The organism is Alkalilacustris brevis (assembly GCF_003350345.1).
GTDB classification, from domain to species: Bacteria; Pseudomonadota; Alphaproteobacteria; order Rhodobacterales; family Rhodobacteraceae; genus Alkalilacustris; species Alkalilacustris brevis.
In genome coordinates, this window is the sequence record NZ_QNVJ01000059.1 from 1 (window position 1) to 21,350 (window position 21,350).

At 68.7% G+C, this 21,350-nt stretch carries 20 protein-coding genes; 4 read left to right on the forward strand and 16 right to left on the reverse strand.

The features are described 5' to 3' along the window. Positions 1–439 precede the first annotated feature (439 nt). Entirely contained in the window at positions 440–1,798 is a 1,359-nt protein-coding gene (locus DQ229_RS16305; protein WP_238381013.1) for a methyl-accepting chemotaxis protein, read from the reverse strand. 203 nt (positions 1,799–2,001) lie between these two features. Between DQ229_RS16305 and DQ229_RS09005 the strand changes: the two genes are divergently transcribed. Next, positions 2,002–2,985 (forward strand): CheB methylesterase domain-containing protein, encoded by a 984-nt coding sequence (locus tag DQ229_RS09005; RefSeq protein ID WP_155326481.1) that lies wholly within the window; start codon positions 2,002–2,004, stop codon positions 2,983–2,985. Then, entirely contained in the window at positions 2,982–3,551 is a 570-nt protein-coding gene (locus DQ229_RS09010; RefSeq protein ID WP_238381014.1) for a chemotaxis protein CheD, read from the forward strand. The genes DQ229_RS09005 and DQ229_RS09010 overlap by 4 nt, the downstream gene beginning before the upstream one ends. 494 nt (positions 3,552–4,045) lie before the next feature. Here the strand turns inward: DQ229_RS09010 and DQ229_RS09020 are convergent, their stop codons facing one another. From DQ229_RS09020 to DQ229_RS09070, 11 genes are all read right to left on the reverse strand, one after another. Beyond that, positions 4,046–4,399: a hypothetical protein gene (locus DQ229_RS09020; RefSeq protein WP_155326482.1), complete on the reverse strand. Its 354-nt coding sequence runs from the start codon at positions 4,397–4,399 to the stop codon at positions 4,046–4,048. A 24-nt stretch (positions 4,400–4,423) separates the two neighbouring features. Then, positions 4,424–4,810, reverse strand: a complete 387-nt coding sequence (locus tag DQ229_RS09025; RefSeq protein ID WP_114965953.1) for a response regulator — start codon at positions 4,808–4,810, stop codon at positions 4,424–4,426. Beyond that, positions 4,801–5,751: a protein-glutamate O-methyltransferase gene (locus DQ229_RS09030; protein ID WP_114965954.1), complete on the reverse strand. Its 951-nt coding sequence runs from the start codon at positions 5,749–5,751 to the stop codon at positions 4,801–4,803. Before DQ229_RS09030 ends, DQ229_RS09025 begins: the two co-directional genes overlap by 10 nt. Next, positions 5,748–6,215, reverse strand: coding sequence for a chemotaxis protein CheW (locus DQ229_RS09035; protein ID WP_114965955.1), 468 nt, complete (start codon positions 6,213–6,215; stop codon positions 5,748–5,750). Before DQ229_RS09035 ends, DQ229_RS09030 begins: the two co-directional genes overlap by 4 nt. A 2-nt stretch (positions 6,216–6,217) precedes the next feature. After that, complete coding sequence (locus DQ229_RS09040; protein ID WP_114965956.1) at positions 6,218–8,392, reverse strand: chemotaxis protein CheA; 2,175 nt, start codon at positions 8,390–8,392, stop codon at positions 6,218–6,220. Positions 8,393–8,399: 7 nt separating this feature from the next. Then, positions 8,400–8,768 (reverse strand): response regulator, encoded by a 369-nt coding sequence (locus tag DQ229_RS09045; RefSeq protein WP_114965957.1) that lies wholly within the window; start codon positions 8,766–8,768, stop codon positions 8,400–8,402. Beyond that, on the reverse strand, positions 8,743–9,048 hold the full coding sequence (locus DQ229_RS09050) for an STAS domain-containing protein (RefSeq protein WP_114965958.1): 306 nt from the start codon (positions 9,046–9,048) through the stop codon (positions 8,743–8,745). The genes DQ229_RS09045 and DQ229_RS09050 overlap by 26 nt, the downstream gene beginning before the upstream one ends. 144 nt (positions 9,049–9,192) lie before the next feature. Further along, positions 9,193–10,695, reverse strand: a complete 1,503-nt coding sequence (locus tag DQ229_RS09055; protein WP_114965959.1) for a calcium-binding protein — start codon at positions 10,693–10,695, stop codon at positions 9,193–9,195. A gap of 79 nt (positions 10,696–10,774) precedes the next feature. Further along, on the reverse strand, positions 10,775–11,872 hold the full coding sequence (ychF, locus tag DQ229_RS09060; protein WP_114965960.1) for a redox-regulated ATPase YchF: 1,098 nt from the start codon (positions 11,870–11,872) through the stop codon (positions 10,775–10,777). 191 nt (positions 11,873–12,063) lie between these two features. Beyond that, a complete protein-coding gene (gene trpD, locus DQ229_RS09065; protein WP_114965961.1) occupies positions 12,064–13,101 on the reverse strand; it encodes an anthranilate phosphoribosyltransferase in 1,038 nt (345 codons plus the stop codon). Then, positions 13,098–13,679 (reverse strand): anthranilate synthase component II, encoded by a 582-nt coding sequence (locus tag DQ229_RS09070; protein WP_114965962.1) that lies wholly within the window; start codon positions 13,677–13,679, stop codon positions 13,098–13,100. The genes trpD and DQ229_RS09070 overlap by 4 nt, the downstream gene beginning before the upstream one ends. 140 nt (positions 13,680–13,819) lie before the next feature. On the opposite strand from DQ229_RS09070, the gene DQ229_RS09075 reads away from it, so the two are divergent. Next, a complete protein-coding gene (locus DQ229_RS09075; RefSeq protein ID WP_114965963.1) occupies positions 13,820–15,547 on the forward strand; it encodes a divergent polysaccharide deacetylase family protein in 1,728 nt (575 codons plus the stop codon). Between the two features lie 63 nt (positions 15,548–15,610). Here the strand turns inward: DQ229_RS09075 and DQ229_RS09080 are convergent, their stop codons facing one another. Both DQ229_RS09080 and carA read right to left on the reverse strand, forming a co-directional pair. Beyond that, positions 15,611–17,587 carry a glycosyltransferase gene (locus DQ229_RS09080; RefSeq protein ID WP_238381015.1) on the reverse strand — a complete coding sequence of 659 codons (1,977 nt, stop codon included), beginning with the start codon at positions 17,585–17,587 and terminating at the stop codon, positions 15,611–15,613. A 147-nt stretch (positions 17,588–17,734) separates the two neighbouring features. After that, positions 17,735–18,886: a glutamine-hydrolyzing carbamoyl-phosphate synthase small subunit gene (carA, locus tag DQ229_RS09085; RefSeq protein ID WP_114965964.1), complete on the reverse strand. Its 1,152-nt coding sequence runs from the start codon at positions 18,884–18,886 to the stop codon at positions 17,735–17,737. Positions 18,887–19,066: 180 nt separating this feature from the next. Here carA and DQ229_RS09090 point away from each other — a divergent pair, with 180 nt between their 5' ends. After that, entirely contained in the window at positions 19,067–19,528 is a 462-nt protein-coding gene (locus DQ229_RS09090) for a GatB/YqeY domain-containing protein (protein ID WP_114965965.1), read from the forward strand. Positions 19,529–19,851: 323 nt separating this feature from the next. On the opposite strand, the gene DQ229_RS09095 is transcribed toward DQ229_RS09090, so the two are convergent. Together DQ229_RS09095 and DQ229_RS09100 are read right to left on the reverse strand one after the other, a co-directional pair. Beyond that, positions 19,852–21,060, reverse strand: coding sequence for a beta-ketoacyl-[acyl-carrier-protein] synthase family protein (locus DQ229_RS09095; RefSeq protein WP_114965966.1), 1,209 nt, complete (start codon positions 21,058–21,060; stop codon positions 19,852–19,854). After that, positions 21,057–21,323 (reverse strand): acyl carrier protein, encoded by a 267-nt coding sequence (locus tag DQ229_RS09100; RefSeq protein WP_114965967.1) that lies wholly within the window; start codon positions 21,321–21,323, stop codon positions 21,057–21,059. The genes DQ229_RS09095 and DQ229_RS09100 overlap by 4 nt, the downstream gene beginning before the upstream one ends. Positions 21,324–21,350 lie beyond the last annotated feature (27 nt).

The following is a 21,350-nucleotide window of genomic DNA, read 5'->3' on the forward strand; positions in this document are numbered from 1 at the left end:
CGGCGGCCTTCGGCCTCGATTCCGCGCAGGGCGCGTGTCAGCGAAAAGCTCCAGGATGTTGGGTCCGCGTCCGATACCAAACTTTCATCGGATATCTTATGTCGGGCGGGGAACACTAGCGCAACGCCTTTGCCCCGACCGGCCCCGGTCGAGGCGCAAGGCCTGTGCCGGTGCAAGGCTCTGCCGGTGCGCGCCGCAACCGCCCGCGGGCATAAGCGAAGCGAGCGTCGAAGCGCCTGTCGTCGTGCCGCAGGCACGCCTCCTGGCAAGGTGGGCCGCAGGCACGCCTCCGGGCAAGGTTGGCCGCAGGCACGCCGCCGGGCAAAGTTGGCCGCAGGCACGCCGCCGGACGGGGTGGTCACAGACCGCTTTCGGCGCGAAGGTAGCGCGCCCCGGTTGAAAACACCGTCTGCGCGCTGACCGGGCAACCACGGCCATGTCAGGCGCTGCGGAGCCGCACGAAGAACTCATCGACCTTGCCGCGCAGCGAGACCGAGGAATGCGAGAGGTCATTGGCCGCCTGAAGCACCTCGCTCGAAGAGACATCCACATCGGAGATCGCGTTGCTCATCGCCTCGATGTTGCGGGCCATCTGGCCGGTTCCGTCGGCGGTCGCCTCGGCATTTGCAGCAATCTCGCCCGTGGCGCTGCGCTGCTGGGCAATCGCCGCGTCGACAGAGCGGGCGATCTCGCCATTGCGTTCGACGGTTTCGCTGATCCCCCGGATGGCGGTCACGGCGGCGCCGGTTTGCTGTTGCATCTGCTCGATCTGCTTGCGGATGTCTTCCGTGGCCTCGGCGGTGTTGGTCGAAAGTTGCTTGACCTCATGCGCCACGACGGCAAAGCCCTTGCCGGCGTCGCCCGCCCGCGCCGCCTCGACCGTGGCATTGAGTGCCAGCAGGTTGGTTTGCGAGGCAATGTCGGAAATCACATCGACCACCGTGCCGATCCGTTCGCCCGCAGAGCGCAGGTTGTTCACCATCTCGTCGGTGTGGCGTGCCTGTTCGACCGCCTGGGTCGAGATTTGCAAGGCTTCGCGCATCTGCCCCGCTATCTGACCGATGGAGGCGGAAAGCTCCTCGGCGGCGGAAGAGACCGACGCGACATTTCCGGCGGCTTCTTCGGCGGCCGCCGCCGCGCCCTGGGCCTGCCGGGTGGAATCGGCGGCGCGCTGTGACATGGCCTGTGCGGCCGTGGCCAGTTCGGTCGAAGCGGCGGACACCGCGTCGACGATATGCCCGACATCGGTATCCAGCGTCTGCGCGAAGCCTTCGAGCCGTGTGGTGAATGCGCCTTTCTGCGCATCGTGAAAGGCGCTGACGGCGATTTCGATATCCAGCGCGGTGGCTCGCAGAACGGCATCGAGCATCGCGAGCGCGCTGCCGTTGTCACCGCGCCTGAAGCGCGGCTGCCGGGCAGACAGGATCATCGTGGCCAGATCCGCCACCAGCCCGGCATAGGCTGCCAGGTACACCCCCAGCGGCAGCTCGATACGGAAATGCACCTCGCCGATCCGCTGCGCGGATTGGTAATAATCCTCGTCGAACCGGGCCGAGAACAGTTTCTGCCAGTGCCGCCGCTGCGCCGTGCGCGCCTTGTCGATCATCGCATCGCCGTTGAAATGCGCGGCAAGCTCCTGATCCGCCATCACCCGCGCATAGAAGCGGCCAAGTACATCGTCGATCCGCGGCAGGATGATCTGCGCGGCCGTACTCAGCGCGGCGAGGGCCTCGCCCTCCAGCCCGAAGGCCTTCAGTCTTTGCTCCAGGGTCGGCTTCGTCGTGGTCTGTCCGGTCATTTCGCGCTCCTTCGCCGGTGCGATTCGCGTTGCAGCCGATTTCAGGTATCGGGGGAAAAGGTGAACAATCCATTGATCGCCGCGCCCCGGCCCGATCCGCGCAAGGCAGTCTGCATTTACCGAATCATAAGGCGTCAGACGCCAGATTGGGGGCATTCCTGCGCGGCGGCGCCGGGCGGCGCAGTCGGAAAGGGGCGCGACAGGTGAGACCAGGGATATTGCTGCTCGATCAGAACACGGCGCGGCGCGTGGGGCTTGCCCGCCACCTTGGGGGGCTGGGCACTGTCGTGCTGGGCGGGCAGGCCGGCTCGGTCGAGGAGGCTGCGCGCCTGCCCCTGCCGCCGGCGGGCGGGATTCTCGCCATGGCGCCGGACCTGGCCGCGCAACAGGGGTTCGCCGCGCTCGCCGCGCGATGCAAGGCACGGGGCCTGCGGATCATGCCCTATCCCGACCTGCCGGGCGATGGCGGCGCGGCGCCAGAGGGGCGGTTGCGCCGTCTGGCGCAGGCGCTTGCCCGTGCCGCGGCACCACAGGCGGCGGCGAAGGCAATGGCGACAGCGGCGGCGCCCGGCCCGAAGGTGACGCAGCGGCTGCCTGTGGTCTGTATCGGGGCTTCGACCGGTGGGGTGCCGGTGCTTCAGGAAATCCTGGGGGCTTTGCCCGAAGATGCGCCGCCCATCGTGATCGTGCAGCACATTCGCGGAAGCTTTTCCGCCAGCATGGCCGACCGGCTCGACCGGCATTGCCGGATCACCGTCATGGAGGCCCATGGCGGCGCGGCGCTGCGGCGGGGCCATGCCTATGTCGCGCCGGGCGACCAACTTCATCTTGAGCTGGGCGGGCGTGCCGTGCCGGTCTGCCGCCTGGTGCCGGGGCCGCCCTGCACCGGGCACCGCCCTTCGGTTGACCGGCTGTTCGTCTCGGCCGCCGGGCTGAAAGGCGCGGCGCCGATCGGCGTGTTGCTGACGGGAATGGGCCGCGACGGGGCCGAGGGCCTGTTCGCGATCCGGCGCTGCGGTGGTGGCACGATCGTGCAGGATAGTGCGACCTCGACGGTCTACGGAATGCCCCGGGCCGCTGTCGAACTGGGTGCGGCACAGTATGTGCTGCCCGCGCCGATGATCGCGGGGGCCATTCTGAAGCTCGCGGCGCGCATGGAACCGGCCCGGACGGGAGGGGTATCGTGACACCGGCGGGGCGGCCGGGCACGGCGCGCGGGCCGGGGCCGACCTGGGTGAGCGTGCCGGTGCTCCAGGGGGAGTTTCGTGTCTCGGCCGGGGCCGATGTGGTGTTCACGACCGTGCTCGGATCCTGCATCGCCACCTGCCTCTACGACCGCGAGCGTGGGGTCGGGGGCATGAATCATTTCCTGCTCGCCGGCGACGAACGCAGCGATCGCGCAAGCCTGCGCTATGGCATCAACGCGATGGAGCTGCTGGTGAACGAACTGCTGAAGAAGGGCGCCCGCCGCGACCGGCTCGAGGCGAAACTGTTCGGCGGCGGACAGATGCTTGGCGGGGGGCACGGCATCGGTGCGGGGAATGCCCGCTTTGCCCTCTGGTTTCTCGAGAATGAGGGCATCCGCTGCGTCGGGCAGAGCCTGGGGGGCACACGGCCGCGCAAACTGCGATTCTGGCCGAGGAACGGGCAGGCACAACAGCAATTCGTCGCCGAGACAGCGGCGGCCCTGCCCGCCGCAACGCCTGCGCCCGAGTTGCCCGTGAGCGCACCGGGCGGGATCACCCTTTTCTGAGCCAGGGGCCGGGGGCCGCGGTCGCATGTGGCGCCAGTTGCGTGCGTTATGCCGGGGCGGCAGCCCGGCAAGATGCCGCAAGGATGTTCGCATCATCCGGCGCGAGCAGCGGGCGCGGGATCAGGCCCAGGATCGCGCCCAGGATCGCGCGCGGGAGAATTGTTCCCCGCATGTTCCCGGCGGCCATGGTGCGGAAGGCCACGGCCAGACCTGCAGGGCGCATCATATCGAGCCGGGGGCGTGGATCGGTTCGCGTCCCCAGGGCGGAACGCGCGTGAAAGCAGGGCGCCCTGCAATGCCTCGGATTTCTCGCTGCAACATCTGGTCGCTGCAACTTTCTGCCGTGTCGTGATTTTCGGGTTGTCAGCGGCTCTCGACCGCGCTGAAGCCGCACCGGATACCGCACAGTCGACCGCCCCGGATTCCGCCGCTTCGGTCACCTGCAGGCATCCGGTGCCTTGTACGGGAGTGCGGTTGCCCGATCGCGCCTGCGCTTAGAAGAAATCGGCTTCGCCGCTTTGTTGCGGTGCCGCGGGATGGGCGGCACTTCCGGATGGTGCAACCCGGTCCGCCAGCGCACCCAGCGTCATGGCTTGTGCCGGGGCGGCGGTGTCGACCGCCACCTCTTCGGGCAGTGCGCGGGCCAGCGCCTCCATGAAACGGGCCAGATCACGCAGGCTCTGACGGTGCAGATCGAGCTGCTGCCAGAGCGGGGCGTGCGGCAGGGCGGTGGCGCCGGCAAGCGCCAGCGCGCCATAGGCCTCGTCGAAACGGGCGGCCATGTCGGCCTGACGGTGCGCCTCCTGCGCACAGCGCAGCATCACTCCGGCGAGGGGTTGCCGTGGCATCCGGGTCTTCCTTTTCGCGTCGGCTCAGAGCGGGCCGAAGACCTGCTCGATGCAGGTTTTCAGATCGCTGGCACCGAATGGTTTCTTGAGAAAGTTGTTCATGGCAAGCTGGCGGCCCCTTTCGATCAGGTCCTGATCGGCGCGCCCGGTGACAAGGATGAAGCCGATGCGCTGGGTAAGCTGGTTGCGCCGCAGGGCTTCCAGCAACTGCAACCCGTCGAGACCGGGCATGTTGTAATCGGAGATCACCAGATGTGCGGGGCGCGCCGAAAGCCTGGCGATGGCCTGCTGCCCGTCATCGGCGACATCATAATTCGCCACCCCGATCACATCGAGCGCCTGGGTAATCAGCCCGCGGCTGGTGGCCATGTCATCCACCACCAGAACCTGTAATGTTTCCTTCAGACCCATCCTCGTGTTCTCCCGGATTCTGGCAGGCCCGGGGCCGTGCCAGGGGTTGCGGCCGGGCTGCGCACGCCGGGGGGCGCGGGGTCGCAACGCTGGTAACAGGTAACGCCGGCGTTTTGAAACTGCGGCTGAGCCGCCGGGGAAAGCCGCTCTGAATGCCCGATGAAGAGATGTCCGCCGGGAACGAGAACCCCGGCAAAGCGCTGCCAGAGGGTGTCCTGGGTGACGGCATCGAAATAGATCACCACATTGCGGCAGAAGATGATGTCGAAGCGCCCCTGAAACGGCCAGCGCTCCAGCAGGTTCAACTGGCGAAAGGTCACGAGGCCGCGGGCGGCGGCGCCGATCTCGATGGATGCCCCGTCGCTGCCCTTCAGGAACCCGTCGAGAAGCCGCGCGGGCACCGCTGCCGCCGCCTGGGGCGGGTAGCGGCCCTGCTGCGCCTTTTCCAGCACATCGGGGTCGATGTCGCTGGCCAGAATGCGCAAATCGAGCCGGGGCGCCTCAGGGCAAAGATCAAGCAGGGTGAGCGCGATGCTGTAGGGTTCCTCGCCGCTGGAGCAGCCCGCCGACCACAGGCGCACGCGACCGCCCGCGCGGGCCCGCGCCACGAGGGGTGGCAGCACGGATTCGCCCAGCTGCCGGAAGTGATGCTCCTCGCGGAAGAAGCGGGTCACATTGGTGGTCAGCGAAGAAATCATGCGCTGGCGTTCCCCGGCCCCGTCAGGGGCCTCGACCAGGTTGCAATACTGCTCGAAACCGCCAAGCCCGAGGCTGCGCAGCCGGCGCGAGAGCCGCGACACCACCAGCGATTGCTTGGCCTCGGTCAGGCGGATGCCGGAGTCCGCCTGCACGATCCGGGCCAGCCGGCGGAATGCCGCGGGGCTGAGCGCATAGCCCTGTGGTGGCGCAGGCACGCCGCCCGCCTGGGGCGCGGCTGTCACGGCTCGCCTCTTTCGTGGTCGGGAAAGACGCGGCCCAGGTCGATCAGGCGGATCAGCCGCTCGTCGATGGCCAGCACCCCTTCGACCAGGGTCTTTGCCGGGCCCGCGGCGACATCGGGTGTCGGTTTGATCTCCTCGCCATTCACGGTCAGGATGTCCGAGACCGCATCGACCAGCAGGCCCGCGGTCATCTCCTCGATCATGACGATGATGATGACATGGCGCGGGCTGGGCTCGGTCGGGCCGAGACCCAGCCGGGCGGACAGATCGACCACCGGCAAGACCGCGCCGCGCAGGTTCATCACGCCGGTGACATAGGGCGGCGCATGGGGCAGGACGGTGGTCGGCGTCCAGCCGCGAATCTCGCGGACCGAGCCTATGTCGATGCAGAAATCCTGATTGGCGACCCGGAACGAGACGATCTCGCGCCGGGAAACCGGGTGCTGTTCGGCGGCATCTGTCATGGTCATGCTCCTGCGGCTGTTGCGAGGGCGGGCCGGGGGGCGGCGGCACCGGGGCCGGGCGCCGGGGCGGCCGAGATTTCGTCAGGGTCAATGATGAGTGCGATCCGGCCATTGCCGAGAATCGTGGCGGCGGCGATGCCGGGCACGTGGCCATAGTTGTTTTCCAGGCCCTTGATGACCACTTCGCGCTGATCGAGCACCCGGTCGACCGCCAGCGCGGCGCGGCGGCCGCTGCCGCTCTCGATCAGCAGCAACACGCGGCCGACGAACCCTTCCGGCCCCGGCTGAAAGCCGAGTTCGGCGCCGAGATCGACGATGGGCACGAAGCCGCCGCGAATCGCGATGAACCAGCCATGCGCGCCGATGCGCTGCACATCCGCGGCCGCGGCCTTGAGGGTTTCGCGCAGCGCCGTGGTCGGCACGACAAGGGTTTCGCCGGCAACCTCGACAACCATGCCTTCCAGCACCGCGAGCGTGAGCGGCAGGCTGATGGTGACGGTGGTGCCCCGGCCCGGCATTGACGCGAGCGTGACCCTGCCGCCGAGGCGCTGGATCTCGCTCTTGACGACATCCATGCCGACACCTCGGCCGGACAGCGCCGAAACCTCTGGCGATGTCGAGAAGCCCGGCATGAAGAGAAGGTTGTCGATTTCCTCGTCGCTGAGGTCTTTCTCGGGCGCGATCAGCCCGCGGGCGACGGCGGTTTCATGCACGCGGGCGCGGTTGATCCCCGCGCCGTCATCGCTGAGCTCGATCACCACGCGGCCCGATCGGTGCCCGGCGCTGAGCCGGATGATGCCTTCGGGCGGCTTGCCGGCCTGCTTGCGGGCCTCGGGGCTTTCCAGCCCGTGGTCGATCGCGTTGCGGATCATGTGTGTGAGCGGGTCGGCAAGCCGCTCGATCACGGTCTTGTCCACCTCGGTCGCCTCGCCGGATGTAACCAGCCGCGCAAGCTTGGCCGAGGCATGGCCGGCCTCGCGCACGATGCGCGACATGCGCTGGAACAGCGGCTTTACCGGCTGGGCGCGAATGGCCATGACGCGCTCCTGCAACTCGCTGGAGAGCTGGCGAAGCTGGCCCATCGCCGAGTCGACGCCATTGCCCGAGGGCAGGTTCGCCTCGTCGATGGATTGCGAGAGCATCGCCTGGTTGATCACCAACTCGCCCACGAGGTTGATCAGCCGGTCCACCCGTTCGAGATCGACACGGATTGTCGCGCGGGCCGGGGCGCCCTGACCGGGCCGCGCGGCAGGCTCATCGGTGGCGACGGTGTCGGGCGCGGGAGAGGGCGTTGCCGGCGCCGGAGCGGCAGCGGCGTCGGCCGCCGTGCCGCCGGGTGCTCCGGCCGGACCTGGCTGCGGGCCGGCGAGCGTAGCCGCGTCGAGGCGGCGGATGTCGAGATTGCAGGCACCCTCGACAAAGTCGAAGACCTCGCGCAGCCTGTCTTCGCCGGCCCTGGTGTGCAGTGTCAGGTTCCAGATGATATAGCCTTCGTCCCAGGCCATTTCGAGCAGGGGGGGAACGCGCGACAGATCGGCCTTGACCGAGAGATCGCCCATCGCGGCCAGCGCGCGAAACAGCAGCGCCGGCTCGTTGCCGGTGGCATAGGTCTCCCGCGAGGGGGCAAAGCGGATGCAATAGTGCGACATCCCCCCAGCGGCATCTGGCGCGGCGGCAGGTGCGCCCCCCTTTTTTGCGGGCAGATCGAAGGAGACCGGCGCGCTGAGCGGGGTAAATGCCGGCGCGACAGCCTCGTCCGCCGGGGGGGCAGGGGCCGCAGGGGGGGCGTCGGACGGTGCCCCGAGCAACCTGTCCAGCCCGGCGATCAGAGTCGCGCTTGCGGCGCTGTCCGATGGCTGGTCCGCGCGGGCGTCGGCCACCAGATCGGCCAGCCGGTCGGCCGCGCGAAAGCAGAGCGCAAGCGCTTCGCCCTGGAGCGTCAGCCTGTCCGCGCGTGCCGCGTCGAGCACGTTCTCGAATGCATGCGAGAATTCGACCAGCGCCTCGAGCCCGAAGGCCGCCGCCCCGCCCTTGATCGAATGCACCGCCCGGAAGATCGCATTGAGCGTATCGCTGTCGGCGTTCCCGGCGTCGATCACAGCCATGCCGTCGGAGAGTGCCTCGAGCAGGTCTTCGCATTCCTGAAAGAAGCCTTCGCGCAATTCATTCATGCTCATGGCCGCCTCACACCGTCGCCACGCGTTCGATCGCGACGGCAAGCTTGCCCTCGTCGAAGGGTTTGACGATCCAGCCGGTGGCGCCCGCATTGCGCGCGCGAGCCTTCAGCTCAGGCGCGCTTTCGGTGGTCAGAACGAGGATCGGCAACCCGCGATAGCGCCGTTCGGCGCGCACCGCCTCGATGAAGCCGAAGCCATCCATCCGGGGCATGTTGATGTCGGTGATGATGATATCGGGCATCTCTTCGTTCAGGCGTTCAAGCCCCTCGATGCCGTCTTCGGCAAGCCGCACCTCGAAGCCGGCATCGCGCAGGGCGGCATCGAGCATCCCGCGCATGGTGCGGGAATCATCAACCGCAAGAACCCGAAGCTTCATCTTCACCCTCCTCAAAGATGGTTGCCGATACGCCCAGCCGCGCCATGCCGGAAAGCAGGGCCTCCGACGGGTCGATCAGATGAAAGGCGACCTCGTCGCGCTGCCATTGCAGCCGTGCGGCCAGCAGCACCTGGAGGCAGAGCGCGCCCACATGGCTGACGCCCGAGGCCACCACCTCAAGCGGCGTGTCGCGCAGGTGTTCGAAAGCCTCGGCCAGTTCGTCAGCGGCGAGCAGATCGAGGCGTGCGGGCAGTTCCAGTCGGCGCATCGGAAATTCCATTTGATCCCGTTCCTCTCAGGCATAGGTGCGGAAACTTAACAGCCGATTGATGGCAAAGGCCCGGCCCGTTTCAGCCCCGTCGCCCGCGCCCTGGAAATTAGTGACGTTTTGTCAGCATGTTGGCGTAAATGGCCTCGCCTCGGCCTAGCCGAAAATGAAATCGCCATTGCCGAAATCTCCGGGCGCGAGCGGAATCAGATCATGGGTACGCACCACGATGACATCCTCGCCCACACGGATTCGCGCGCCGGTATGGGTGGTTTCGAAATCCAGCCCGGCGGTGGAATAGAGCATCGGATAGGCCCGCAGATCGATGCGGTCCATGCCCGGTTCGAAATCCATGATCCGGTCGAGGCCGCCGCCAGGGCGGAACACGAAAACATCCTCGCCCGGCCCGCCCCAGAGCCTGGTTTCCCCGTTGCCCGCGACCAGCCGGTCATCGCCCGCGCCGCCGCGCAGGGTGACATCCCTGTCGCCAGCCTCTAGGTGGTCGTCGCCCGGCCCGCCGCTCAGGTCCGCATCCTCGGGCCCGGCCATGATGATCTCGCCGAAACGGCTCATGTCGATGCGAAACTGGCTCAGCCCGGCTGCGCCTTCCCCCGCCGCCAGGATCACCGCATTGCCCTCGATCACCGTGGCCTCGATCGCCTGCACATTCTGCAGCGTCCAGCCCTCCTGGTGCGCGATGCTCTGCAGATGATAAAGGCGCCCTCCGGGGCCAAGCTCGAACAGGCTCAGCCCGTCATCGCCGCCGCCCGCCACCAGAAAGGCGCGCCCCTCATGGCTGAACGCGGCAATGTCCTGCACCCCCGCAAATCGCGTGTGCATGTCGTCGAGCCGGTGATCCGTAGGAAACAACACGCCCGCCTCGTTGACCCGCAGGACCGTAAGCGCGCCGCTGCCCGCCGACGCCACCACCGCATGGGTTTCGCCCTGCACTTCGGCGGTGGCCAGCGCGGTGCTGCCCGACATGCCCGCGCCGACATGGGCGCCGAAACTGTCAACGGGGGTGAGCCCGCCATCGGGGCCGAGCCGCAGGCTGCTGACCCCCGCGCGGCTTTCCGAAACCGCCAGCAGATGGATGGTCTCGCCGATGGTGACGACGGCGAGGTCGCTGATCCCGGCCAGCGCCGTCTTGGTGGTGTCGGCCACCGTGCCGCGCAGGGTCAGCGCGTTGCCCGCGCCAAGCTCGTAAACCCACAGCCCCGGCTCGTCATGGCGCGCCACCACCATGTGATCGCGCCCCTCCAGCGTGACCGAGATCGCCTGCGACCAGCCGCGCAAAAGAGCAGCGTCGGCGTCGAACCCCACGCTTGCGCCGATCTGGCCGCTGGCCGGGTCGATCTGGCGCAACATCGCGGCCTCGCCCGCCCGCCCAAGCCCCAGCAGATGCGGCTGCCCGCCCAGGGTGACAATCGACAGCCCCTCCAGCGTGATCTGCCCCGGATACTGCCCCGCAAGGCTGGCCTGCGCCAGCTCGGCCACGCGGTCGCTGTGCAGTTCCAGCCGGTTAATCCCGCCATCGGTCATCGCCCCGGCAAACACATAGGGCGTGTCCCCGGCCCATATGACCTCCATATCCGCGATGCCCCAGGCATAGGGCAACGCATCGCCATCAAGCGTGGCGAGGTGGCTGAAATAGCCCATCCCACATATCCTTCCTTCACACCCGTGAAGAAGGATGCCGGGGCGGGGTTAACGCCTGCTTCAGGAATTCTGGCGCAAATCAGGCATTAAAAAGGAAATGCAGCACGTCGCCGTCGGCCACCTCATAGCTCTTGCCCTCGGCGCGCAGCCGCCCGGCCTCGCGCGCGGGCTGCTCGCCGCCAAGGCTGACGTAATCGTCATAGGCGATCGTCTCGGCCCGGATGAAGCCGCGCTCGAAATCGCCATGGATGACGCCGGCGGCCTGAGGTGCCAGGGTGCCGGCGGGGATCGTCCAGGCACGCGCCTCCTTGGGGCCGACCGTAAAGAAGGTGCGCAGCCCGAGCAACTCATAGCCGGCACGGATCAGCCGCGAAAGCCCCGGCTCCTCCAGCCCCATCTCCTCGAGGAACATGGCGGCTTCCTCCGGGTCGAGCTGGCAGAGCTCTTCCTCGATCCGCGCCGAGATCACCACATGCCCCGCGCCCTGTTCGGCCGCCATCGCGGCCACCCGCGCCGTCTGCGCGTTGCCTTGTGCGGCGGCGCTTTCCTCGACATTGCAGACATAGAGAACCGGCTTGGCGGTCAGCAGTTGCAGCATCGCCCACGCCTTCGCGTCTTCCTCGGACACTTTGAGCGTGCGCGCGGGGCGCCCGGCCTCCAGCGCCTCCTTCGCGGCTCGTAGCAGCCTGTCCTGCTGCATGGCCTCGGCCTCGCCACCGCGCAGCTTGCGCACCAGGTTGGCCAGCCGCTTCTCGATGCTCTCCATGTCGGCCAGCATCAGCTCCGTCTCGATGGTTTCGGCATCGGCCACCGGGTCGATCCGGCCTTCGACATGGGTGATGTCGTCATCCTCGAAACAGCGCAGCACATGCGCGATGGCATCGACCTCGCGGATATTGGCCAGGAACTGGTTGCCCAGCCCCTCGCCCTTCGATGCGCCGCGCACCAGGCCGGCGATATCGACGAATGTCATGCGCGTCGGAATCACCTGCCGCGATCCGGCAATCCCGGCCAGCCGCTCCAGCCGGGGGTCGGGCACCGCCACCTCGCCCACATTCGGCTCAATGGTGCAGAAGGGGAAATTCGCCGCCTGCGCCGCCGCCGTACGCGTGAGCGCATTGAACAGCGTCGATTTGCCCACATTCGGCAAGCCGACGATCCCCATCCTGAATCCCATATCGTGCGCTCCTGTCCTGCTGCTCGTTTCTCGTGACGCGCGCATCTACGGCGCCTGCCCCCTGCAGGTCAAGCACGGGCCAGCCGGGCAGGGGCAGGGCACGCCTCTTCTTCTTGGCAAAAGTATCCCCGCCGGAGGCGGCTCTGTCGCCGGCTCGGGGGCGCAACCTTCCGGTACAGGGTGCGGGTGGTTCAGCCAGCGCTCGGGCGCGGGGCGGCGGACGTCAGGGCGGCCAGCGCCTCGAGCTTGCCGCGCGCGGCGCCCGAATCGATGCTCTCGCGCGCGATCTCCACGCCGTCAGACAGGGTGGCGGCGCGGCCGGCCACGCGCAGCGCGGCGGCCGCGTTCAGAAGCACCGCATCGCGATAGGCCCCTTCCGCCCCGCGCAGCAGGGCCCGCAGGGCGCCCGCGTTCTCGGCGGGGCTGCCGCCCAGGATCGCCTCGAAGGAATGCAGCGGCAGGCCGGCATCCTCGGGGTGCAGCTCGAACTGGCTGATCGCGCCGTCCTCCAACGCCACCACCTGGCTGGAGGCCGAAATCGCCAGCTCATCGGTGCCGTCGCCGCCATGCACCAGCCAGGCGGCCTCCGAGCCCAGCGCCGCCAGCGTTTCCGCCATCGGGCGCAGCAAATCAGGCGCGAAGGCCCCGGTGAGCTGGCGCTTCACGCCTGCGGGGTTGGTCAGGGGGCCGAGGATGTTGAAGATCGTACGCGTGCCAAGCTCGGCGCGCACCGGGCCGACATGGCGCATCGCCGGGTGGTGCATCGGCGCCATCATGAAGCCGATTCCAATCCGCTCCAGCGCGGCCTCGACGGTCTCGACCCCGACCATGACATTGATGCCCAGCTCGCCCAGCGCATCTGCCGCACCGGAGCGCGAACTCAGGTTGCGGTTGCCGTGCTTGGCCACCGCCACGCCGGCGCCGGCAACCACGAAGGCCGCCGCGGTCGAGATGTTGAGCGTGCCCTTGCCGTCGCCGCCGGTCCCGACGATGTCGATCGCGCCCTCGGGCGCGCGCACACGGTTGCAATGGGCGCGCATCACACGGGCCGCGGCGGCGTATTCCTCGACCGTTTCGCCCCGCGTGCGCAGCGCGATCAGAAAGCCGCCCATCTGGGCAGGCGTGGCCTCGCCGCGAAACAGCAGCTCGAAGGCCGCTTCGGCCTGCGCGCGCGAAAGCGGTCCCTCGACAGCCGCCGCGATCAGCGGTTTCAGCGTGACCTCGTTCATGCCGGCACTCCGACGCGACCGAGGAAATTGCGCAGCAGCCGGTGGCCGTGTTGCGAGGCGATGCTTTCAGGGTGGAACTGCACGCCCTCGATGGGCGCGTCGCGGTGGCGCAGGCCCATGATCGTGCCGTCCTCCAGCCAGGCGGTGATTTCCAGGCAGTCGGGCAGGCCCTCGCGTCCGACGATCAGGCTGTGGTAGCGCGTGGCCTCGAAGGGCGAGGGCAGCCCGGCAAACACCCCGGCGCCCGCATGGTGGATCAGCCCCATCTTTCCATGCACGATCTCGGACGCGCGCACGACCTTGCCGCCGAAGGCCTGGCCGATGGTCTGGTGGCCCAGGCAGACGCCCAGCAGGGGGATGCCCGCATCAAGCGCCGCTTCGGTCAGGGCAAGGCAGATGCCGGCCTCGTTGGGGGTGCAGGGGCCGGGCGAAAGCACGATCGCCTCGGGGCGCAGCGCCATCGCTGCCTGCACGTCGAGCGCGTCATTGCGCTGCACGTTCACCTCTGCGCCCAGTTCACCTAGGTAATGCACAAGGTTCCATGTGAAGCTGTCGTAGTTGTCGATGAGCAGAAGCATTTGTGAACGGCTTTCCCCGGTGGTGCCGGCAACATGGGGGTGAACCCCGGCGGCGGTCGCGCTATAGATGGTCAGACGCGGCGGGCAGGGTCAAGACCCGGCAGCCCGCGGCATTGCTGGAATCGGGTGGGGAGGCGCCGTTGGCCAAGGGTCTTATTGCAGGTTTCTTCTGGGGCGCGGTGCTTTCGGCGGCGGCGCTGGCGGTGGCCGCGGCGCTGTTGACCGCGCCGCGCGGCCCCGACCTGGCCGGGCAGCCGGACATGCCGCCCGTCGAGGCGCCCGACCCTGCCCAAGCGCCTGACCCTGCCGAGGCCTCCGATCCCGCCGAGGCCGCCCCCTCGCCGCTGGAGGCCGACCCCGCCGCCGATACGCCGGCCGGAACGGACGCGCCGGATGCGCCCGCTGTGCCGTCCGATACCCTGCCGGAGCCTGACGCCACGACGGAGCCTGATGCCATTCCGGAAGACGATGCCGCGCCGAAAGACGATGCCGCGCCCGGCCCTGCGCCGCAGCTTCCCGACAGCGACGCGGCACTTGCCGCGCCCGCGCCCGCACCCGGCGCGGCCCCCGCGCCCACCGGCGCGGATACCCCGGCAACCTCTGGCCAGGCAGGGCCGCTGGTGGCCCCCTCGGCCGAACCTGCGCCGGGTCTGCCGGTGGATGCCGCCCCAGCCCCGCCGCCCGTCGGGATTGCGGGCGATCCGGCGCTTGATACCGGGTTCGACATGGCCGGCGAGATTGCGCCCGGCCTCTCGGTGTCCGAGGGCCATCCGCCCGCGGTCGAGGCCCCTGCAGCCGCCACGCCCGCCCCGCCGGAATCGACCGCGCCGGGCAATGGCAGCGGCGCATTGGCGCAGCCGCCCGGCATTGCCGATCCGACAACCCCCGCGGGCATCGGGCCCGATCCGGAGGCCCCGGCTGCCGCGCCGCCCGGCGGGCGCAATGGCAGCGGTGATCCGCAGCCTCTTGCCGAAGGGCCTGCCAGCGCGTCCTTGCCCGCCCCCGAGGCTCCGCCTGCCGCGCCCGGCATACCCGCACCACCCGAGGACGAGGAAGAGGCCCATGCCGCCGTGCCGCCGCAGGTGCTGACCGACCGACTGCCCCGCATCGGCGACACGCCCGAACCCGAAACCGCCGCACCCGCAGAGGAAGAGCTTGCCCATGATCCGGCAGAGCTGCCTGCACTGCAGCGCCATGCTGTTGATTTCGAGAACCCCGAAGACCGGCCGCTGTTTGCCGTGCTGCTGCTCGATGATGGCATTGACGCCGATGAACGCGCCAATCTGGCCCGGTTGCCCTTTCCGGTGACATTCGTGATCGACGCGGCGGCGCCCGATGCCGAAGCGGCCGCGCGGGTCTACCGCGCAGGCGGCAAGGAGGTCGTGCTGCTGCCCGCGCCGCTGTCGCCCGAGCCATCTGCCGAAGCACTGGCCCAGGCGCTGCGCCGCGATCTGGCGCAGGTGCCCGAGGCCGTCGCGGTGATCGACCGGCCCGAGGACGGGGGCGGTTTTCAGAACAACCGCCTGCTGGCGCAGGAAGCCGTCGCGCTGCTGGGCGAAGACGGGCATGGCCTTGTCACCTTCGACCGGGGCCTGAACGCCGCCGCGCAGCTTGCGCGCAGTGCCGGGCTGGGCGAGGCGCTGGTATTCCGGACGCTGGATGCCGAGGACGAAAACGTGCCGACGATCCGGCGCTATCTGGATCGCGCGGTGTTCCGCGCAGCCCAGGTGAGCGCCGTGGTTGTGCTGGGCCGCGCCGCGCGCGCGGATACCATCGCCGGCCTTCTGGAATGGCGCATGGAGGGGCGCGCCGATGCGGTGGCGCTGGCGCCGCTCTCGGCGGTGCTGCTGGCGGACACCTTGCCATGACCCCACGGCCGGGCGATGCCCGCTCCGGCCAAGCCTGCGCCACTTGAGCAGGTCGCGGTCCGGCTACATGCGGGGCAGGGCGTGCTGCGCCTCGGCGGTATCGTGCAGGCCGTGGGCAGTCTTGTCCCAGTAGAAGGGGCGGCGCAGCACCTCCCACAGCGCCTTGTAGCCGGCCAGCGCCGCCAACGGAAAATAGAAATGCAGCCCCGGCACCCAGAGCCGCAGGAAACGGTGGCGCCGCTGGTCGAGTGCAGCCAGCCCGACACCGATATTCACCGCCTCGCTCAGGGCGAAGGCCACGCCCATCGCCACCAGGGCCCAGGCCGGTAGCGCCCAGGCCAGCGGGTGCCCCGGCCCCAGCGCCAGCAGCCAGAACGACCACAACAACGGCAGCAGCAGAAACTGCGACAGCGTGCCCAGAAACAGCACCTGAAACCCGAGAAAACGCCACCAGCCCAGGTCGCGCAGCAGCTTGCCGGGCGCGCGCATATGCACCGCATATGTCACCGCATACCCCTTGATCCAGCGCGAGCGCTGCCGGATCCAGGGCAGCAGGCGGCAGTTGGCCTCCTCGGCGGTGGTGGTGTCGAGCAACTCGGTGCGATAGCCGTGCCGCGCCAGCCGGATGCCAAGATCGGCGTCTTCGGTCACGTTATGGGCATCCCAGCCACCCAGTTCCTCGAGCGTGCTGCGGCGGAAGAACAGCGTCGTGCCGCCCAGCGGCAAGGCAAGCCCGAGCCGTTCCAGCCCCGGCAGAACCAGCCGGAACCAGGCGGCGTATTCGATGGTGAAGCACCGCGCCAGCCAGTTGGTGCGCGGGTTGTAGTAATCCAGCATGCCTTGCACGCAGGCCAGTTCGGGGCCACGCTCGTGAAAGCGGCGCACGACGCGGTGAAGTTGGTCGCTTTCGGGGGCGTCTTCGGCGTCATAGACGCCGATGATGCTGCCCCGGCAGAAATCCAGCGCATAGTTCAGCGCGCGCGGCTTGGTCCTGAGCGTGCCGGCGGGCACCGTGATGACCCGCATCCAGCGCGGCAGGCGCCGGCTGGCAAGCGCGCCCAGCGTGGTGTTGTCATCGGCCTCGACCACCAGCAGCACATCGAGCAGTTCCTTGGGGTAGCTCAGCCGCCCCAGCCTGCGGATCAGCCGTGCGGCGATGTCGCGCTCGGCGAACAGCGGCACCAGCACCGAAACCGCCGGCAAGCGGGCGATGGCAGGGCGCGGGCTGTTCCAGGCGGAGGCAGAGCGCCGGCGCCGCGCGCGCAGCGTGGCAAGGGCGGCGGTCAGCTTCAGCCCGCAAGTCAGCACCAGCGTGAACATCCCCCATGCCAAAAGCCCTGCAAGCACAGCCACCGGCGCTGCCAGCGCCGCCAGGGCCAGCGCCGCGCCAAGCGCCACGACACCCCTGCGCAACCAGGCCAGCCGGTTGCCACGGCAGCTTTCGTGTTCGGCGACGCGGCTTTCCGCACGCACGGCCAGCGCCCGGCTGCGCAGCCGCAGAATGGCCGCGTGCAGCGCGCCTTCGGAAACCAGCGCCAGCGCCACCGGGCCGAACACCTGTTCAAGGCCCGGGCGCTGGCGTTCGAAGGCTTCCGGTTGCGACGTCGCCACGATGGTGAGGCCCCCGGCATGGCGCCAGGGAAGCACACCCTGCGCCAGGCAGCGCGCGGCGCCATAGGCATCGATCAGCCGCGCGTCGGGCGGGTGCGCGCCCGGATCGATCACTGCCGCATCCCATTGCTCGGCCAGCGCGACGAAAAGCTCGGCGTCCGAGACCATGTCATGCGCCAGCAGCACATCGCCCAGCCGCAATTGCTGCCGCGCCTGCAGGGCCAGTGCCTTTAGCAGATCGCCCGATGCCAGCGCGCCCGAGTCCAGCAGGATCTGCCCGATCGGCTTGCGCGTTGCGCGTTCTGCGGCAACGGGCAGGGGGGCAGGCGGGGGGGCAAGCAGGGGGGTAGCGTGCCGCCCGGCCACGCGCCCGGCCCCGGCCAGCGTCGAAGCCTGTGGAACTGAAAGCGTGGCGGTCGGCAAAATCACGGCCCGGCCCCGGCAAGTGAGAGGGAAGCCCCACTGTCGCGGTCCGTGGTTAACGCAGTGTTAATTCGGCCGGCGGAGCGTGCCGGCAGGGCAGGGCGAGGCAAGGGGGGCGGGCGCGGGCAGGGCAAGCGGCGGGCTTGCCCCGCTTCAGCGTGCCATCGCGGCGACGAAGCGCTCGAACAGGTAGAAGCTGTCCTGCGGCCCGGGGCTGGCCTCGGGGTGGTGCTGCACCGAAAAGACCGGCCGGTCTTCCATGCGGATGCCGCAATTCGACCCGTCGAACAGCGATATATGCGTCTGGCGCACGCCCTTGGGCAGGGTTTCGCCATCGACGGCGAAGCCGTGGTTCATCGAGGTGATCTCGACCTTGCCGGTCTCCATGTCCTTGACGGGATGGTTGGCGCCGTGATGGCCGTGATTCATCTTGACCGTCTTGCCCCCCAGCGCCAGCGCCAGGATCTGGTGGCCAAGGCAGATGCCGAACACGGGCATGTCGTGCTTCAGCACCTCCCGGATCATCGGCACCGCGTATTCGCCGGTCGCGGCCGGGTCGCCGGGGCCGTTCGACAGGAAGATGCCTTCGGGGTCATGGGCGAGGATCTCCTCGGCAGTGGCGGTGGCGGGCACGACGGTCACATCGCATCCCGCCGAGGCCAGGCAGCGCAGGATGTTGCGCTTGGCGCCGAAATCCACCGCGACGACACGCCGCCCCGGCCCCTCGCGCCGGCGATAGCCCTCGGGCCAGGCCCAGCGCATCTCGTCCCATTTGTAGGTCTGCGCACAGGTGACATCGCGCGCCAGGTCCAGCCCGACGAGGCCGGGAAACGCGCGCGCCTTCGCCACCAGTGCCTCGATGTCGAAATTGCCTTCCGGGTCATGGGCCAGCGCCACATGCGGTGCGCCTTGCTGGCGGATCGCCCGGGTCAGCCGGCGGGTGTCCACGCCGCCGATACCGATGCGCCCGCGCCGCGCCAGCCAGTCTTCAAGCTGCCCGGCGGCGCGCCAGTTCGACGGCTCGGTCGGCATCCATTTCACCACCATGCCCGCGGCAACGGGTGCATCGGCCTCGTCATCCTCGGGGTTGGTGCCGACATTGCCGATATGCGGGAAGGTGAAGGTCACGATCTGACCCGCATAGGACGGGTCTGTCATGATCTCCTGATAGCCGGTCATGGCAGTGTTGAAACACAGCTCGGCCACGGTCTCTCCGGTCGCGCCAAACCCGGTGCCATAGAACAGGGTGCCATCGGCCAGGGCAAGGCAGGCCGTGGGGCGGGGTGGGTGCTTGGCAAGCGTCATGGGAGTCTCCGGGCGGCAGCGGGCTGGCGAGGACATTATGAGCAGCCGCCAGCAGGGTCAAGGCCGGATGCCTGGTTGCAAGTTTAGTAAAAACAATGAGTTAGAGTGAAGCCTCGCGGTTGTGTCTGCCCGCGCGACGCGCTAGTGTCCGGGTTTGCCGGGAAAAAGGGAAAAATCCTCATGGAGCTACAGGCCAGGATCGCCCAGGCAGTGCGCGAGGCCGAAGCGGACGGCGATTCGCTGCGGCTGTCGACACTGCGCCTGATACAGGCCGCGATCCGCGACCGCGATCTTGCGTTGCGGGCCAGGGGCGTCGAAACCGGCCCGGAAGAGGATGAGCTGCGCGCGACCCTCTCGCGCATGGCCGCCCAGCGGCGCGACATCGCCCAGGCCTATGAAGAGGCCGCGCGGCTGAAACAGGCCGAGGCCAAGCTGCAGGAGGCCGCAATCATCGAGGAGTTCCTGCCCCGCGCCATGAGCGACAGCGAGGCCGAAGCCGCCATCGAGGCCGCATTGTCGGAACTGGATGGCACGCCCTCGATCCGCGATCTGGGCCGGGTGCTGGCGGTGCTGCGCGCGCGCCATGCCGGGCGGATGGATTTCGGCGAAGCCCGCCGCCGGGTCCGCTCACGCCTGTCATGAGGCATGCGCGGGCGGTCGCAGCACCGCAACCGCGTCCGGTTCAGAGGAAGGCTCTTCCGCATTCCGCACACAACTGCCGCGGAGTTTCCTATTTTCGGTGCGGCTGCGCCGCCCCGATGCCTTCGGCGAGGATATTTTCACACAGTGAATTGCCGGGCGCGCACCCCAGTCCTTCACTGTGAAAAAAATATCCGCGCCGCAGGCCCCCGCCGGAAAGGCGTGCGCGGGTAAATCGTGACGGACCCCGAATCAAAGCCGGTGTGGCCGGGGCCGCCGCGGGGTGCTTCCTGCAGGGTTCCGGCCCGCAGACGGCGGAACGCGCTTCAGACCCGGCGCAGCGCCAGCACCGCGTTGAGCCCGCCAAAGGCAAAGGCGTTCGACAGCACCGCATCGACGCGGGCCTCGCGCGCCTCGTTGGGCACCACGTCGAGCGCGCATTCCGGGTCCGGCTCCTGATAGCCGATGGTGGGGGCGACCACGCCGTCGCGCAAGGCCATGAGACAGGCCAGAAGCTCCACCGCGCCGGTGCCGCCGATCAGGTGCCCGTGCATCGACTTGGTCGAGGAGATCATCAGCCGGTCGGCATGTTGCCCGAACACATCGGCCACCGCGGCGCATTCGGTCTTGTCATTGGCGGTGGTGCCGGTGCCATGGGCATTGATATAGCCGATCGCCTCATGCGGCAGCCCGGCATCCCTGAGCGCGCCCTCCATCGCGCGCGAGGCGCCGTGACGCGAGGGCATCACGATATCGGCGGCGTCGGAACTCATGGCAAAGCCCGCGAGTTCGGCCAGGATATCGGCGCCGCGCGCGCGGGCGCGCTCGTATTCCTCGAAAACGAACACGCCGGCACCTTCGCCCTGGACCATGCCGTTGCGGTTGGCACAGAAGGGGCGGCAGGCATCGCGCGACATCACGCGCAGGCCTTCCCAGGCCTTGATCCCGCCGAAGCACAGCATCGCCTCGGATCCGCCCGCCAGCATCACCGGCGCTGCGCCCGAGCGCACCATCTGGAACGCCAGCCCCATCGCGTGATTTGACGAAGCACAGGCCGTCGCGACCGAGAAACTCGGCCCCATGAGGTTGAATTCCATGCTGACATGGCTGGCGGCGGCATTGTTCATCAGCTTGGGCACGACGAAGGGGTGAACGCGGTTCTTTCCCTCCTCGTAGACGGAGCGGTAATTTTCGTCCCAGGTGTTCACGCCGCCGCCCGCGGTGCCCAGCACGACGCCCGCGCGCAGGCCCAGCTCCTCGCAGAAATGCAGGCCCGACTGTTTCACCGCCTCGCGCGCGGCGTGCAGGGTGAATTGCGTGAAGCGGTCGTAAAGGGCGATCTGCTGGCGGTTGAAATACGCCTCGGCCTCCCAGTCCTTCACCTGGGCGCCGATCCTGACCGCCAGGCGCTCCACGTCGCGTATATCGAGTGGCCCGATCCCGCAGCGGCCTTCGCGAAAGGCCGCGAACGTGCCGGGCACGTCCTGCGCCAGCGCATTGATCGTGCCTGCGCCGGTGATGACGACGCGTTTCATCCCTTCTGATCAGTCACCAGCTTTTCGACCGCGGCGACGATGGCCGCGACCGAGGATATGTCGAAATCGCTTTCCGAGGGGTCATTGGCGTTGAAGGGCACCGAGATATCGAAGGTCTCTTCGATGGCGAAGATCGATTCGACCAGACCGAGGCTGTCGATGCCCAGATCCTCGAGCGTCGAGTCCATCCGGACGTCCTGCACGTCGAGCACCGCCTGTTCGGCGATGATGGCGATCACCCTGTCACGCACATTTCCGGCCATGGCGCCTGTCTCTCTCCCTCTCTCGCC